The organism is Chitinophaga sp. sic0106 (assembly GCF_019219075.1).
Taxonomy (GTDB): Bacteria; Bacteroidota; Bacteroidia; order Chitinophagales; family Chitinophagaceae; genus Chitinophaga.
In genome coordinates this window covers 140,564-153,532 of the sequence record NZ_JAHUWJ010000005.1, presented here as the reverse complement: position 1 = coordinate 153,532, position 12,969 = coordinate 140,564, and the positions used below count along the sequence as shown (strand labels likewise).

Annotated in this window: 14 protein-coding genes; 8 read left to right on the top strand and 6 right to left on the bottom strand. The window is 48.6% G+C overall.

Going from position 1 to position 12,969, the window contains the following annotated elements; genetic code table 11:
• Positions 1-52: 52 nt before the first annotated feature.
• Entirely contained in the window at positions 53-511 is a 459-nt protein-coding gene (locus KW844_RS09605; protein ID WP_218376505.1) for a DinB family protein, read from the top strand.
• A 16-nt stretch (positions 512-527) separates the two neighbouring features.
• Positions 528-1,550, top strand: a complete 1,023-nt coding sequence (locus KW844_RS09600; RefSeq protein ID WP_218376504.1) for an LLM class flavin-dependent oxidoreductase — start codon at positions 528-530, stop codon at positions 1,548-1,550.
• A gap of 24 nt (positions 1,551-1,574) precedes the next feature.
• On the opposite strand, the gene KW844_RS09595 is transcribed toward KW844_RS09600, so the two are convergent.
• The gene (locus KW844_RS09595; RefSeq protein ID WP_218376503.1) at positions 1,575-2,330 is read right to left on the bottom strand and encodes a DUF72 domain-containing protein; all 756 of its coding nucleotides are present in this window, start codon (positions 2,328-2,330) and stop codon (positions 1,575-1,577) included.
• Between the two features lie 111 nt (positions 2,331-2,441).
• Here KW844_RS09595 and KW844_RS09590 point away from each other — a divergent pair, with 111 nt between their 5' ends.
• A complete protein-coding gene (locus KW844_RS09590) occupies positions 2,442-2,822 on the top strand; it encodes a YidH family protein (protein WP_073079662.1) in 381 nt (126 codons plus the stop codon).
• Between the two features lie 86 nt (positions 2,823-2,908).
• On the opposite strand, the gene KW844_RS09585 is transcribed toward KW844_RS09590, so the two are convergent.
• Together KW844_RS09585 and KW844_RS09580 are read right to left on the bottom strand one after the other, a co-directional pair.
• Positions 2,909-4,006: a mechanosensitive ion channel family protein gene (locus tag KW844_RS09585; protein WP_255578329.1), complete on the bottom strand. Its 1,098-nt coding sequence runs from the start codon at positions 4,004-4,006 to the stop codon at positions 2,909-2,911.
• A gap of 76 nt (positions 4,007-4,082) precedes the next feature.
• Positions 4,083-4,478, bottom strand: coding sequence for a helix-turn-helix domain-containing protein (locus KW844_RS09580; RefSeq protein ID WP_218376502.1), 396 nt, complete (start codon positions 4,476-4,478; stop codon positions 4,083-4,085).
• A 78-nt stretch (positions 4,479-4,556) separates the two neighbouring features.
• On the opposite strand from KW844_RS09580, the gene KW844_RS09575 reads away from it, so the two are divergent.
• Positions 4,557-5,438, top strand: coding sequence for an NmrA family NAD(P)-binding protein (locus KW844_RS09575; RefSeq protein WP_218376501.1), 882 nt, complete (start codon positions 4,557-4,559; stop codon positions 5,436-5,438).
• 484 nt (positions 5,439-5,922) lie between these two features.
• Here KW844_RS09575 and KW844_RS09570 read toward each other — a convergent pair whose 3' ends face one another.
• Both KW844_RS09570 and KW844_RS09565 read right to left on the bottom strand, forming a co-directional pair.
• On the bottom strand, positions 5,923-6,615 hold the full coding sequence (locus KW844_RS09570; protein ID WP_218376500.1) for a GNAT family N-acetyltransferase: 693 nt from the start codon (positions 6,613-6,615) through the stop codon (positions 5,923-5,925).
• A 51-nt stretch (positions 6,616-6,666) separates the two neighbouring features.
• Positions 6,667-7,248 carry a dihydrofolate reductase family protein gene (locus tag KW844_RS09565; protein ID WP_218376499.1) on the bottom strand — a complete coding sequence of 194 codons (582 nt, stop codon included), beginning with the start codon at positions 7,246-7,248 and terminating at the stop codon, positions 6,667-6,669.
• Positions 7,249-7,458: 210 nt separating this feature from the next.
• Here KW844_RS09565 and KW844_RS09560 point away from each other — a divergent pair, with 210 nt between their 5' ends.
• The 4 genes from KW844_RS09560 to KW844_RS09545 all read left to right on the top strand — a co-directional run bounded on the left by KW844_RS09560 (position 7,459) and on the right by KW844_RS09545 (position 11,807).
• Positions 7,459-8,226: a nuclear transport factor 2 family protein gene (locus KW844_RS09560; protein ID WP_218376498.1), complete on the top strand. Its 768-nt coding sequence runs from the start codon at positions 7,459-7,461 to the stop codon at positions 8,224-8,226.
• Positions 8,227-8,359: 133 nt separating this feature from the next.
• On the top strand, positions 8,360-10,081 hold the full coding sequence (locus KW844_RS09555) for a hybrid sensor histidine kinase/response regulator (RefSeq protein ID WP_218376497.1): 1,722 nt from the start codon (positions 8,360-8,362) through the stop codon (positions 10,079-10,081).
• An 89-nt stretch (positions 10,082-10,170) separates the two neighbouring features.
• On the top strand, positions 10,171-10,572 hold the full coding sequence (locus KW844_RS09550) for a VOC family protein (protein WP_218376496.1): 402 nt from the start codon (positions 10,171-10,173) through the stop codon (positions 10,570-10,572).
• A gap of 95 nt (positions 10,573-10,667) precedes the next feature.
• Positions 10,668-11,807, top strand: coding sequence for a lactonase family protein (locus tag KW844_RS09545; RefSeq protein WP_218376495.1), 1,140 nt, complete (start codon positions 10,668-10,670; stop codon positions 11,805-11,807).
• Positions 11,808-11,813: 6 nt separating this feature from the next.
• On the opposite strand, the gene KW844_RS09540 is transcribed toward KW844_RS09545, so the two are convergent.
• Positions 11,814-12,962, bottom strand: coding sequence for a putative sensor domain DACNV-containing protein (locus KW844_RS09540; RefSeq protein WP_218376494.1), 1,149 nt, complete (start codon positions 12,960-12,962; stop codon positions 11,814-11,816).
• Positions 12,963-12,969 lie beyond the last annotated feature (7 nt).

The following is a 12,969-nucleotide window of genomic DNA, read 5'->3' as shown; positions in this document are numbered from 1 at the left end:
GTGGCGGCTGCCGTGAAATTTTACTACTTTCACGGCAGTAAAAAATTTCACTATGATCACCACCAACATTGAAATCATCAGCCACATCAGAGCAAAATATTTAGATTTATTTGACGCGTTTACCACCGAACAATTAAACCAGGTCCCTGCCGGATTCAATAACAACATCCTCTGGAACCTGGGACACCTGCTGGTAACAGACGAACTCATGTTTTACAAGGCCGCCGGTCAGCCTACCTACCTGGAAGAAGGCTTCATTGCCCGCTTCCGCAGGGGTACAAAACCCGAAGGCATTTTGAGCGAAGAAGATACCGCACTGATAAAAAGTGAACTGGCAACTGCACTGCCACGTACTTTGGAAAATCATCAGCGGGGTCACTTTGACGCCTATACGCCGATGACACTATCTAGTGGTATTGTCATTAACAACATCGCGGATGCTATTGCTTTTGCAAGTTATCACCATGGCCTGCACAGTGCAGCCATCAATAATCTAAAAAAGAATATTTAAAAAATTATAGGTAGGTATGGAAGTAGGAATTGACAGCTTCGCTGCGACCAGGTCGCAGAGCAAAGCGCATGACGCCGCTGCGGATATGCGGGAAATGGAAAACCTGTTGCAGCGAATTGATCTGGCTGATCAGGCAGGTCTCCACGTTTTCGGCATCGGGGAGCATCACCGCAAGGAGTTTATGGATGCCGCACCTACTATGATTCTGGCCGCTGCTGCTGCCCGTACAAAACAAATCAGGCTTACCAGCGCCGTTACTGTATTGAGCGCTGCTGATCCGGTAAGGGTGTTTCAAAGCTTTGCCACGCTGGATATCATTTCCCGTGGCCGTGCCGAAATGGTGGTAGGTCGTGGTTCCTTTATAGAAGCCTATCCCCTGTTTGGCTATAGCCTGGAAGATTACGATGAGCTGTTTATAGAAAAGCTGGACCTGCTGCTACAGATCCGGGAAGAAGAAACAGTTAAGTGGAAAGGTAAGTTCCGCGCGCCACTCAACGGCGTGGCTATATATCCGAGGCCGGTGCAGGAGCCGCTTCCTGTATGGCTGGGCGTGGGTGGTACACCACAATCTTTTGCCAGGGCGGGCACGCTCGGACTACCATTGATGGTGGCTATTATCGGCGGGGAAACACATCGTTTCCGGCCGCTGATCGACCTTTACCGGGAAGCTGGCCGCAAGGCAGGGCATGCACCGGAAAAGCTGAAGGTAGGACTACATTCTCTGGGATATATTGCCGAAACCTCCCCGCAGGCGAGGGACGAATTTTTTCCCGGCTACGCGGAAACCTTCACCAAAATTGGCAAGGAGCGCGGATGGGGCCCGGTAACCCGTGGGCAGTTTGAAGCACAAACCGGACCTACCGGTGCGTTACTGGTGGGGAGTCCGCAGGAAGTAGCAGAAAAGATCCTCCGCCACAGCGAAGCCCTGGGTGGTGTTTCCAGGCTTACCTTCCAGATGGACAATGCAAATCTTTCCCACGAAAAGCTACTCCACTCTATTTCCCTGATAGGAAAAGATATTATACCTCTCGTAAAATAAGACTATTACGTATGTACGTGGGCGTTACTTACGCTCACGCACATACGTTTCTAATACCTGTAAGTCGTTAATGGCATCTCCGATGGTATTATTGAAATAGGCATATACATCTTTGCCGGCATGGAGCCAGTCGCGCACATAAGAAGCGTATTCGTACAGGTAGCTGTCCTCATAGCTGCTGCGGTAATTTCCTTCCGGCCCGTGAAAGCGCGCATAAACAAAATCAGCATCCATTTCTTCCAGGGGCGATCCAACATTGGCCTTATCATGCACTACCATAGTGGCATTGTATGTATTTAACAGGTGATAGGTTTCTTCGCGGTACCACGACAGGTGCCGGAACTCCACTGCCAGTCGCCATTGCGCATCCGGATCGGCCTCTTTAATGGCGGCCAGCAGCTGCGCCACCCGTTGCAAGGCGCCTGCCCTCAGGGAAGGCGGCAGCTGGATCAGCAGGCATCCCTTTTTTTCTCCTACTCCTGCAATCACTTCCATGAACCGGGTTACATCGGCCGGTTTGAAATCCAGGTCCCTTACATGTGTAATCCCCTGCCAGAGCTTAAACGTAAACCGGAAGTGATCCGGCACACTGATGGCCCAGCGCTGCATGGTTTTATGCATCGGAATATTGTAAAAGGAACTGTTGATCTCTATGGTATTAAACAAGGTACCGTATACCTCGAGGCGACTCTTATCTCTAAGTGGCTCCGGGTAAAACTGTTTATTCTTGTATGGCAGTACTAACCCGCTGGTGCCGGTATAATAACTTCCCTTTCTCATGCAAAAACTAAAAATATCCTGAATGTATATACGTAAGATTAGTTGGTAAAGATGCTTCCGTTTGAATTACCTGCAAAAAAATCTGTAACTTTTACTATAAATAAGCTGCATATGGAACAAGGAAAACCCGGCGGACCTAATGATCACCTGGCCAATGAACGTACGTTTCTGGCCTGGATACGAACAGCGGTGGGCCTGATGGCCTTTGGCTTTGTGGTCGTCAAATTTTCCCTGTTTGTAAAACAGATAGGCCTCGCGCTGGGAAGGGATGTTACACTCCCCTCCCATGGCTACTCCGGCATCGCAGGCATTATACTGGTAGCGGTAGGTATGCTAACAGCTATCCTTTCGTACAAGCGTTACCAGGATGTAAAAAAAGAACTGGAATCAGGCAGGTACTATCATACCGCCGGATTATTAACTACACTCACCATTTTCATAGTGCTAATGAGCCTGTTTTTACTGGTGTATCTGGTGGATAGCATCCGGTAACACCGGATCAAAATTCACACCAGCTACATTTATTGCATTCCTATACGGTAGAGCCGCAATGCTTGCGGCTCATCGCTTAAAACCCACTAAACAGAAGGATCAGAGCCTGGAGCCGCAAGCATTGCGGCTCTACGGAGTGGCAGGCATTCCGGATAACTGTCCTTTACGAATTTGAGCATATGCTCGCGGATATCGCAGCGCAGGTCAAACGCTTCGCCGGAAGTTCTGGAGCTGATCAGGCAGCGTACCTCAATGGTGCGTTCGGTGATATTGGTGACTACGAGGGTCTTCACACGCTTATCCCACAATGGATGGGTAACAATAAAGCGTTCAAATTCTTCCCGTAGCTTATCGATTGGGGCAGTATAATCCAGGTACAGGAAGGCCGTACCAAGAATTTCGGCGCTACTGCGGGTCCAGTTTTGAAAAGGCTTTTCTATAAAGTAGTTGATGGGGAGAATCAGTTTACGTTGATCCCAGATGTTTACTACCACATAGGTCAGGGTGATTTCTTCCACGCGTCCCCATTCGCCCTCTACTACCAGCACATCATCTATACGGATCGGTTGTGTAAACGCAATCTGGAACCCTGCCAGCAGGTTTCCAAGGGATTTTTGCGCGGCAAAACCAATGATGATACCACCCACACCCACACCGGTCAGCAAACCTGCGCCGAGTTTGCGCATACTGTCAAAGCTCAGCAGGATGATACAGGCCGTAACCACGAGGATGATACCGATGGAAAGTTTACGGATAAACTGCAGCTGGGTACGGATCTTTCTTTCCTTAAGGTTATTGGATTTCTTGAGATCATAAGTATTGTAAATGTAATCTTCCAGGACGTGGATGATACCGATTACAATGGCGGCAAAAGCCAGCGTCAGCAAAATTTCAGCGATGCGGCCCAGCACATTCTGGTAGCGCGGCTGGAGTCGCATCAGGGGAATGCTCATATTCAGCAACAGCAGCGGCAGGAAATAATTGAAGGCCTTTCCCAGTCGCAGCAGTATGCTGTGTACCAGTGAAAATTCTGTCGATTTTTTCACAGAGCGATGGATAAAAAACGACAGCAATGCCTTAATCAGTAATCCGGCCAATACGGCAATTCCTGCCAGCAGAAGGTTCCAGAAGAAGCTGGGCAGGTGGTCTACACTTTCTAATAATTTATTCCACATGTGCGCCATCGCACAAAGATAATGCCGTTAGGTCTGCTAACCGCAGATTCTTACCGTATTTTAATGTGGTTTGGGAGATCTTAACTCAACCGGGGAAGTCGTCCAGGCTTTTGCCCATTTCACCGGCATCCATACCGCCGGGTCCAAAGGCCCATTCGGCCATGGCCAGCAAAACACTGCGTAATCCCATGCCGGCCTCAGATAAGGTATAGGTCACGTAGGGAGGCACTACCGGCCTGGATTCCCGTATCAGCAGGTTATCGGCTTCCAGTTGTTTGAGGTGTTGAATCAGGACTTTTTCCGTAATGCCGGGTATCGCTTTACGCAGCTCTGAATAGCGCTTGGGGCCGGAGAGCAGGTAAAAGAGGATGATAGGCTTCCAGTAGCCGCCTATTTTGTCCATTACAAAAGTTACAGGGCAGGCTCTGAAGGCCTGGTGCTTATTTTCCTGTATGGTGGAGCTTTCCTTTATAGCGGTCATATCATACATACTTTAGGGTAAGTACTTGTACAAAAGTAAGTATAAAAATACTTTTGTGAAGAAATTAAAACAATAGATATGAAAATCGTTATTACAGGTTCCATCGGAAATATTAGTCAGCCACTGGCCAAACAATTAATCGCTGCCGGCCATGCCGTGACCGTTATCAGCAGTAATCCCGCGAAAGTTGGTGCCATTGAAGCACTCGGGGCCAGTGCCGCCATTGGTTCGCTGGAGGATACAGCTTTCCTCACGGCTACTTTTACCGGTGCAGATGCCGTGTATACCATGACGCCTCCTTCGTTTACTACCACTGATTTCATTGCCTATGCGGTAAATATTGCCAACAGCTACGCGCAGGCTATTACAGCCGCAGGTGTGAAACGGGTGGTAAACCTCAGCAGCATCGGCGCGCATTTGGAAAGCGGCAATGGTCCTATCGCGGGTATACATCAAACAGAAAAAATATTGAATGCTATTCCCGGCATTGGTCTTACACATGTGCGGGCGCCTTTCTTCTACTATAATTTTTTAAATAATGTGGAGATGGTAAGGCATATGGGGATTATTGGCAACAACTATCCGGCAAACACGCGTATAGTGCTGGTACACCCAACAGAAATTGCCGCCACTGTGGCAACCGCATTGCAACAACCTTTGGAAGGAGTGGCTATTAAATATATCTTCAGTGATGACCGCTATGCTGCTGATATTGCCTCCACCATTGGCCATGCCATTGGCAAAGCAGATTTGCCCTGGGTTGCTTTTGATGATGAAAGCACGAAGAAGGAGTTGTTAAACGCAGGCATGTCTGCTGATATGGCGGGTCGATTTGTGGAGATTGGCCAGGCATTGCGTAACGGAATACTGTGGTCAGATTTTGACCAGCATCTCCCTACAGCAGGAAAAATAAAGCTGGAAGACTTTGCGCAGGAGTTTGCGGCGGTTTACAATGGTTAACTAACAACAGCAGACTAAATTCCAATATTAAACCTCAGCAGGATGAAATCCTGCCGGGGTTTATTTTTTAATTGTTGTAACATTGAAAAAAAATATGCAGCCATATAAACATTCCATTGATTTCCATGTTAGTAATACACCAGCATCACAAAATAACATTAGATATCATCAACTTACGGTCGTCGCATTTTTATCGAATTCGCCCCGTGTCCGAAGCATCAAACAAATATAGTATCAAATATTTTTTTAAAAGAGGAAACAAAGCAATCAGTAAAACCAATAAAAATGTCAGTGATAGATGAATGTGTACGAACTAAATTTATTAATACTAAAAAGTTTCACCAATCAATTATAATGGATTTCCTGTAGTTATATGCTATAACTATCACTTTGTTTTAGAACAGTGACAGTAAACTTTTGATGATTGCTAATTTGTTTATGCTTAGGAACGGTAGCGTCTTGTCTAAGACGCTACCTTATTTTTTTATTGTGCTTTTATCTTCCAGAAAGAAATTTCCCTGCGCACTTCAAATCCGGCTTTTTCATAAACGCCAATGGCTGTACGATTGTTACTCACTACGTGAAGAAATGGCACATCCCCTGCGGTATAGATATCCCGGCAAACAACAGTGGTAAGCAGGCGGGCAAAGCCTTTACCTCTATAGTCGGGATGCGTAACAACGGCGCTTACCTCCGTATAACCTGGCAGTTTCATACGCTGGCCGGCGAGCGCAACGAGCTTTCCGTTTTTACGAATGCCGTAATAGTTGCCGAGGGACGGCGTATCGTCTTTGAAATAGCCGGGTTGTCCATCATTTACAAAATCCACCATTTCCTGCCTGTCGGCTTCGGTCAGTTTGATTACTTCCTCTTCATGATCAGGCGTGGCCGGTGTGCTGGTAGAAATCATCTGGGTGCATACCAGTTCCGATTCCAGCTGCCATTTTTCCGGCAGCTGCGGCAGCTCGCCGATGATGAACAGGGATTCCCCGCCCGGGCTAATCCAGGGTTGTAATGGCTCAAGGCCTGAAAAGTCATCTGTGTTGTACGCCATAAATGGCAGTACGTTACCCATGTACCGCTGCACCGTTTCGGTTCCCTGGGCAAAGTATCGTTGAATAGTTTGCAGTGCGTGCCACGCCGGATTATCCAGTGGCAGATGTTGTTCCTGATTCATAATTTCCGTCTTTAAATTCTTCTTACCAATGAGGTACCGAATTTACCGAAATCATCTCGCTTCTTCCGGAATATTTTTACCGGAAGGAATATAGGTGAGCAGCACTACCCCATTGGAAAAAGCCTGTGTACTGGTGAGTTGCAGGGGTATCCGGTGGCGAAGGCCTCCCAACAGCGTATGTCCGTTGCCGATAGCTATCGGATGGATCATCAGCTGAAATTCATCTACGAGGTTGTGGGTTGCCAGCTGGGTGAGAATGCTGTTGCTGCCGAGTAAAGCCAGGTTGGGGCCGGGCGACTTCTTCAGGTGCTGTACCGATTCAATCAGGTCGCCGCTGCTGATACGGGTATTATTCCAGGCCGTGCCCTGCAGGGTATTGGAGAAAACGATTTTATCGGCGTTATTCATGCCGGCGGCCATTTCAGGGTCCAGCTGTGCAGCGGCGGGAGTAGGCCACCAGGCTATCATATGTTCGTAGGTGATTCTGCCAAACAGGAGCACGTTTTCCTTTTCCAGCATAGAGATGGCGAAATCGCGCTGATCCGCCCCCTGGGTGGTAAAGTCGGTATGTCCTTTGGCATCTTCGAAATAGCCGTTTAGCGTGAGAAACTGAAAGGAAATAAGTTTTCGCATACGGGTGGGTTTTATACAACAGAGAACTTTCCGATTAGCCGTTTAGTTCGAATTACTGACAAATAAACACCTCCCCCGCAGTTCCGAACTTAAAATAAATAGCTGTACCTTTACAGCGGTCATAGATACACCTGGTAAATTCTTCTCCAGTCGCTTGTTTAGCTTAGTGAATAGCGCTTTTTCCTTTCTCCCACAGCAAGCATTTATTTTATGAAAAACAATCGCAAGCAGATGGTTACAGATCTGCTGAAATCCATCGAAACAGGAGCTGCTGCCCCTATTGACTACATCCACCCACAACAGTACATCCAGCACAATACTGGTGTGGCCACCGGACTGCAGGGCTTCCGGGAATTGCTGCAACAGCTGGAACCCGGCAGTACGCGGGTAAATACGGTACGCGTGTTCCAGGATAATGATTATGTATTTGCGCATAGCGACTACGATTTCTTCGGGCCCAAGGTAGGCTTCGACATCTTCCGGTTTGAAGGGGACACCATCTGTGAGCACTGGGATAACCTGCAATACAGGCCTGCCCTTCATAACCCAAGCGGCCATACGATGACGGATGGCAGCGGGGAAATCACGGACCTGGAGAAAACTGCTGCCAATAAGGAACTGGTGAGCCATTTTGTGACTACCATTCTTATCAGCGGGCGTATGGAAGAACTGGAGCATTTCTTCGATGGCGATTATTACATCCAGCATAATCCGGGCATAGGCGACGGGGTTTCCGGACTGGGCATGGCGCTGGCCGACTGGGCACAGCACGGGGTTACCATGCAGTATCAGCGGGTACATAAGGTTTTGGGAGAAGGTAATTTTGTCCTGGCGGTAAGTGAAGGGTATATGGACAAGGTACACTGTGCTTTTTACGACCTCTTCCGCATTAAAGATGGACGGATAGCAGAACACTGGGATACTATTCAGTACATCCCACCGGTGGCTGAACGCCGCAATGGACATGGAAAATTTTAATCGGACCTACGATTTCACAGCATCTCCAGACTGTTAATTACAACTGTTCCAATACTGTATTAACATCGTATTAACATATTGGAAAAATACGTACTCCGCTTTTTCTCGTAGATCTAATAAACCCCTCAGTACCATGATCCTATTTAAAACTGATACACCAGACAATACAGGGGCGCCGGCCATTGCTGGCGGCGATGGCAACATAGTTATTACTACCCTCAGCATCCTGGCAGCTGCATTGACATTTTGTTACTGCGCCCTGCTATTTGCGTTTACGAAAGACCCGTTTTTTATGATAATGGGTACTGCAACCGCACTGGCATATGCCTGCCTGCTGATACTGGTGGAAATGGATAAAAAGAACGTGGCGGCCATCTGCTTTATCGTTGTGACTAACGTGGCAGCCATGCTGCTTGCCGTTGGAAAAGGGGCCATCGTAGGCGAAACCATGTTGTCAGTTTTTCTGATCATCTTTACCCTGCTGCTGTTTAAGCAAACCAGGCCTATCCTGATCAGCTCCGTCGCCTGCGTAATGGTACTGCTGGTGATCAAACTAAACTTCAGAACAGGCTTCCTGCGGCCCATCCCGGAAAATGGCCTCCAGTCAGTAACCCTGTTTAAAGATATATGTGCATTTTGCCTGTTCATCCTGACTACAGCTGGCGTGGCCTTTTTCAGCAACCACGTAAACAGGTTGATCAAAGCACTAAAAGCGTCCAACACCGCATTGAAAAAAGCACTGGATGAAAAGTCAATATTATCACAGGTACTTAGCCACGAGATCCGGAATCCACTCCATTCTCTCACCGGCATAACAGAAGTACTCACCCGGGAAATTGAAACCAAGGAAGTATACCTGCCCCTGCTGGAATATATGCACGACCTTAACACCAGCAGCAGCTATGCGATGTCGGTGGTCAACAATTTCCTGGAACTGGAGCAGTCACAACGCCAGCAAAGCCAGCCCGAAATATTTGCGCCGGCAGAATGGCTAAAGGGGATTGCCCGCTCCTTTCAGTACCAGGCCGACAGGAAACATGTGAAACTGATTGTAGAAACGGACGACGAGGTACCAGGATTTATTTATGCCTGTAAAACCTCCCTCAATAAAATAGTGATCAACCTGGTAGTGAATGCCATTAAATTCACGCGTGATAACACCGTAGTGACCATCACCCTGGCCAAACAGGAAGACAGGCTACTGCTGAAAGTCCGGGACCGGGGCCTGGGCATGTCAAAGGAAAAGATGAGCAAAATCTTTAACCTTTACGAAACGGAACAAAACAGTTTCCTCAAAGGCACCGGCATTGGCCTGTATGTGGCAGGCACCTTGTCGAAAGTAATCGGTGGCTCCCTGGTGCTGGATAGCATAGAATCAAAAGGCAGCACTTTTACCCTCAGCTTCCCGCTGATTGCCGCAGCAGCCCCTCCGCTGAAACCAGTGGTAAACGAAGCATCGCTGAAGGGCCTTAAAGTATTGTCGGTAGACGATGATTCTTTCAGTCAGAAATACCTGCGCCGCTATTTTGATGATACCGGCATACAGGTAAAACAAGCCTACAGCGGCAAGGAAGGGCTGGAAACAGCCTGGGAATGGCAACCCGATATTATTTTACTGGACGCTTTTCTCGGAGATATGACCGGACACGATATTATGCAACAAATACAGTCACTGTCCCCGAAATCAAGGATCATCGTGGTGAGTGGATCGGCTTGTGAAAAGGAACAGCTACGATTCCTCGACGAGGGCGCAGAAAACTACCTGCTGAAACCATTACCTAAGAAAGCGCTCTTTGCGGCTATCGGTAATGAATACACGCCAGGCAAAGTCATCAGCGCAGCTAAGGCAGTGTAGGTGTCGGAATTGACCCGGTATTTGTCGCTATACCACAGTAACCGGTTAATAATCGCTTGGTATGTTTGCAGTAGTTTAAATACTGTACTATGAACAAGCAAATATTTGTGAATTTACCAGTGAAAGATCTGAATAATACTATCAACTTTTTCACGCAGCTGGGATATACTTTCAACCCTCAGTTTACGGACGAAAAAGCAGCCTGTATGGTGGTGTCGGATACCATTTATTTCATGCTGATAGTAGAATCTTACTTTCAAACGTTTACCAATAAACCTATTGCCGATGCAAATCATGTAACGGAAACCATCCTTTGCCTCTCTGCGGGCAGCCGTGAAGAAGTGGACGATATCGTTCAAAAAGCGGTTGCCGCAGGTGGCTCTATACCAAGAGCGCCACAGGACCATGGATGGATGTATGTACACGGCTTTCAGGACCTGGATGGTCACCTCTGGGAACTGGTGTATATGGCCAGTGAACCAGGCGAATAATCACGTACATCTTTCAGCAACATAGACAGAAGGCCTCCCGATTGGGGGGCTTTTCTGCTTTTACTTCCAGGGAGTTTTTTATATGTTTGTGCCCTATGTATAAATTCCACCGATTGTATTGCCTGGCAATAGTGTGCCTGCTGACCATCACCGCCCATGCACAACGTTATTATATGTTTGTGGGCTCCTACAATAACAACGCCGGCCAGGAAGGCATTTACGTATACCAGTTCAATCCGGCCAATGGCGCCACCACCAAGGTGTCCGCCATCAGCGAGGTGGTAAATCCCTCCTACCTCAACCTGAGCCATCATGGCAAATACCTGTATGCGGCCGCGGATTCCAGGGTACCCAACGGGGGTAAAGTAAGCAGCTACAGCTTCGACAGCCTGCAGGGAAAACTGCGGTTTATCAATAGTCAACCCAGCGGCGGTGAAAACCCGGTGTACGTGGCTGTAAACCGTGCCAACACCTGGCTTGCCAACGCAAATTATACCGCCGGCAGCCTGAGCATACATCCTTTGCGCAGCGATGGCTCCATTGGCGAAGCAGGACAAACGATTTTTATTAAAGACAGCAGCACAGGCCCCCGGCAAAAACAATCACATGTGCATTCTATCGGATTTAGCCCGGATGAACAGTATGTATATGCCCCCGACCTCGGCGCTGATAAAATACATTGGTACCGCTTACAAGGTGGCACCACTCCCCTCGCTCCTGCCACCCCGCCATCTACACAAACGGTCCGAAACGCAGGACCCCGGCATTTCGAGTTTCATCCCAACGGAAAGTTTGGCTATTGTATAGAAGAAATCAGTGGTAACGTGGTCGCTTACCGGTATGCAAAGGGTGGACTTACACCACTGCAAACGATTTCAGCGCATGCAGCCATAGGTGTGGAAGATTATGGCGGCGGCGACATCCACATCTCCCCGGACGGAAAATTTTTGTATGCCACCACAAGAGGTAAGGAAAATATTATCCTCACCTATCACGTAAACGCACATACGGGATTGCTGACCAAAACAGCGATCACCGCCAGCGGCGGCAATCACCCCCGCAATTTCGTGATCGACCCTACGGGCAACTACCTATTGGTAGCGCATCAGATGAGTGATGATATCGTGGTGTTTCGCAGAAATAAAAAGACAGGCGCATTAACGCCTGCCAGTAAGATAGAAAACATTAAAGCGCCCTCCTGTATTAAGATCCGCGCCTATAACGTGAAAGGATAAACGTTTTTACATAAGCAGGATATCAATCTTGTGGCCCTGCACCATTTGTAAGGCGGGCGACCATGAAAAGATGGTGAAATAACCATCCTGCGAAGCTACTAGCGCCAGGCAGTTGCGCTGATCGTGCACAAACTGAGCGGCCGACAAATGCCTGGTGCCACCTATCCCCGACGGATGTACGACGTGCGGACGCCCATCCAGCACAGGTTCCAGCATCATCACCTGCTCTACAGCCGTGGAATTATACGAGCGGGTAATCTTAGCGCCGAATGCCAGCAGCTCATGGCGGGAGTTGATAATAGTAGCACCGTCCACGGCGGTGAGCCCACTCACGTTGTCTACTTCCCTGCGCAGCGCGTTCTGCCAGAAGATTTCGCTAACGCTCCGATCGTCGCGGCGTACAAGGTCCGCCACACCTGAAAATGCCGGTGAAATGGGGTACGACAGCGGATGAATGATAGAATCCCGCCACTCATCTGTGTCCGGTGGTGTTACCAGCAGGATACCGCCTTTGCCATGCGCCCGCATGGATACGGCGATCTGGATCAGCACATTGGTAGGGTGATTCCATACCGGGGAGGATTTATGTCCGAGCAGTGAGCTAAGGATATCCGGGATATCTCTTTTCATGCTGCATCCTTCATCTACAATTTTCACCTGATCCCCTTTCAGCACGGCCACGTTGGTGAACTTGCCCAAACCGAGCAGGCGTCGCTGTTTCACAACCAGCAGTCCTGGTTCGGCTACATCCAGCACAAAGCAAAGGTTAGGCAGTTTGGTGGTAGTACCCCAGATGAAGAGTTCATTATCTTCATACCATATCCCGATATGAATGCCTGCTCTTTCCACGCCCGGCGCCAGTTTGGTGAGCGCATAAGGCGTAAGTGGAATCCTGTTGGCCAGCAGCAGTGGCTTGCCCGCCTGGCAGGGCTGCAGGAAAGAAAGGGATATACGGGTGGCATTACCTTCTTCGCGGCGCAGGCTGGCCCAGAAGGCAATGTCGATCATACGTTCAATGATTTTTGCTGACGGCACGGTGGCGAGGTCATCTTCCCCGTTTTCCTGCGCCAGGTACATATGATGCTCGAAGTGACTGGAAACGGGTTCCGCCACTTTTACTGCGGCCTGGTATGTGGAGTTAAAAGTAAGGTCCATAGTGCTG

Bases quoted from the DNA above. Each gene is read 5' to 3' on its own strand.
- KW844_RS09555 (WP_218376497.1), top strand. From the start codon at position 8,360: ATGATCCTATTTAAAACTGATACACCAGACAATACAGGGGCGCCGGCC.
- KW844_RS09575 (WP_218376501.1), top strand. From the start codon at position 4,557: ATGAAAATCGTTATTACAGGTTCCATCGGAAATATTAGTCAGCCACTG.
- KW844_RS09560 (WP_218376498.1), top strand. From the start codon at position 7,459: ATGAAAAACAATCGCAAGCAGATGGTTACAGATCTGCTGAAATCCATC.
- KW844_RS09600 (WP_218376504.1), top strand. From the start codon at position 528: ATGGAAGTAGGAATTGACAGCTTCGCTGCGACCAGGTCGCAGAGCAAA.
- KW844_RS09605 (WP_218376505.1), top strand. From the start codon at position 53: ATGATCACCACCAACATTGAAATCATCAGCCACATCAGAGCAAAATAT.
- KW844_RS09580 (WP_218376502.1), bottom strand. From the start codon at position 4,478: ATGACCGCTATAAAGGAAAGCTCCACCATACAGGAAAATAAGCACCAG.
- KW844_RS09545 (WP_218376495.1), top strand. From the start codon at position 10,668: ATGTATAAATTCCACCGATTGTATTGCCTGGCAATAGTGTGCCTGCTG.
- KW844_RS09570 (WP_218376500.1), bottom strand. From the start codon at position 6,615: ATGAATCAGGAACAACATCTGCCACTGGATAATCCGGCGTGGCACGCA.
- KW844_RS09590 (WP_073079662.1), top strand. From the start codon at position 2,442: ATGGAACAAGGAAAACCCGGCGGACCTAATGATCACCTGGCCAATGAA.
- KW844_RS09540 (WP_218376494.1), bottom strand. From the start codon at position 12,962: ATGGACCTTACTTTTAACTCCACATACCAGGCCGCAGTAAAAGTGGCG.
- KW844_RS09565 (WP_218376499.1), bottom strand. From the start codon at position 7,248: ATGCGAAAACTTATTTCCTTTCAGTTTCTCACGCTAAACGGCTATTTC.
- KW844_RS09595 (WP_218376503.1), bottom strand. From the start codon at position 2,330: ATGAGAAAGGGAAGTTATTATACCGGCACCAGCGGGTTAGTACTGCCA.
- KW844_RS09550 (WP_218376496.1), top strand. From the start codon at position 10,171: ATGAACAAGCAAATATTTGTGAATTTACCAGTGAAAGATCTGAATAAT.
- KW844_RS09585 (WP_255578329.1), bottom strand. From the start codon at position 4,006: ATGGCGCACATGTGGAATAAATTATTAGAAAGTGTAGACCACCTGCCC.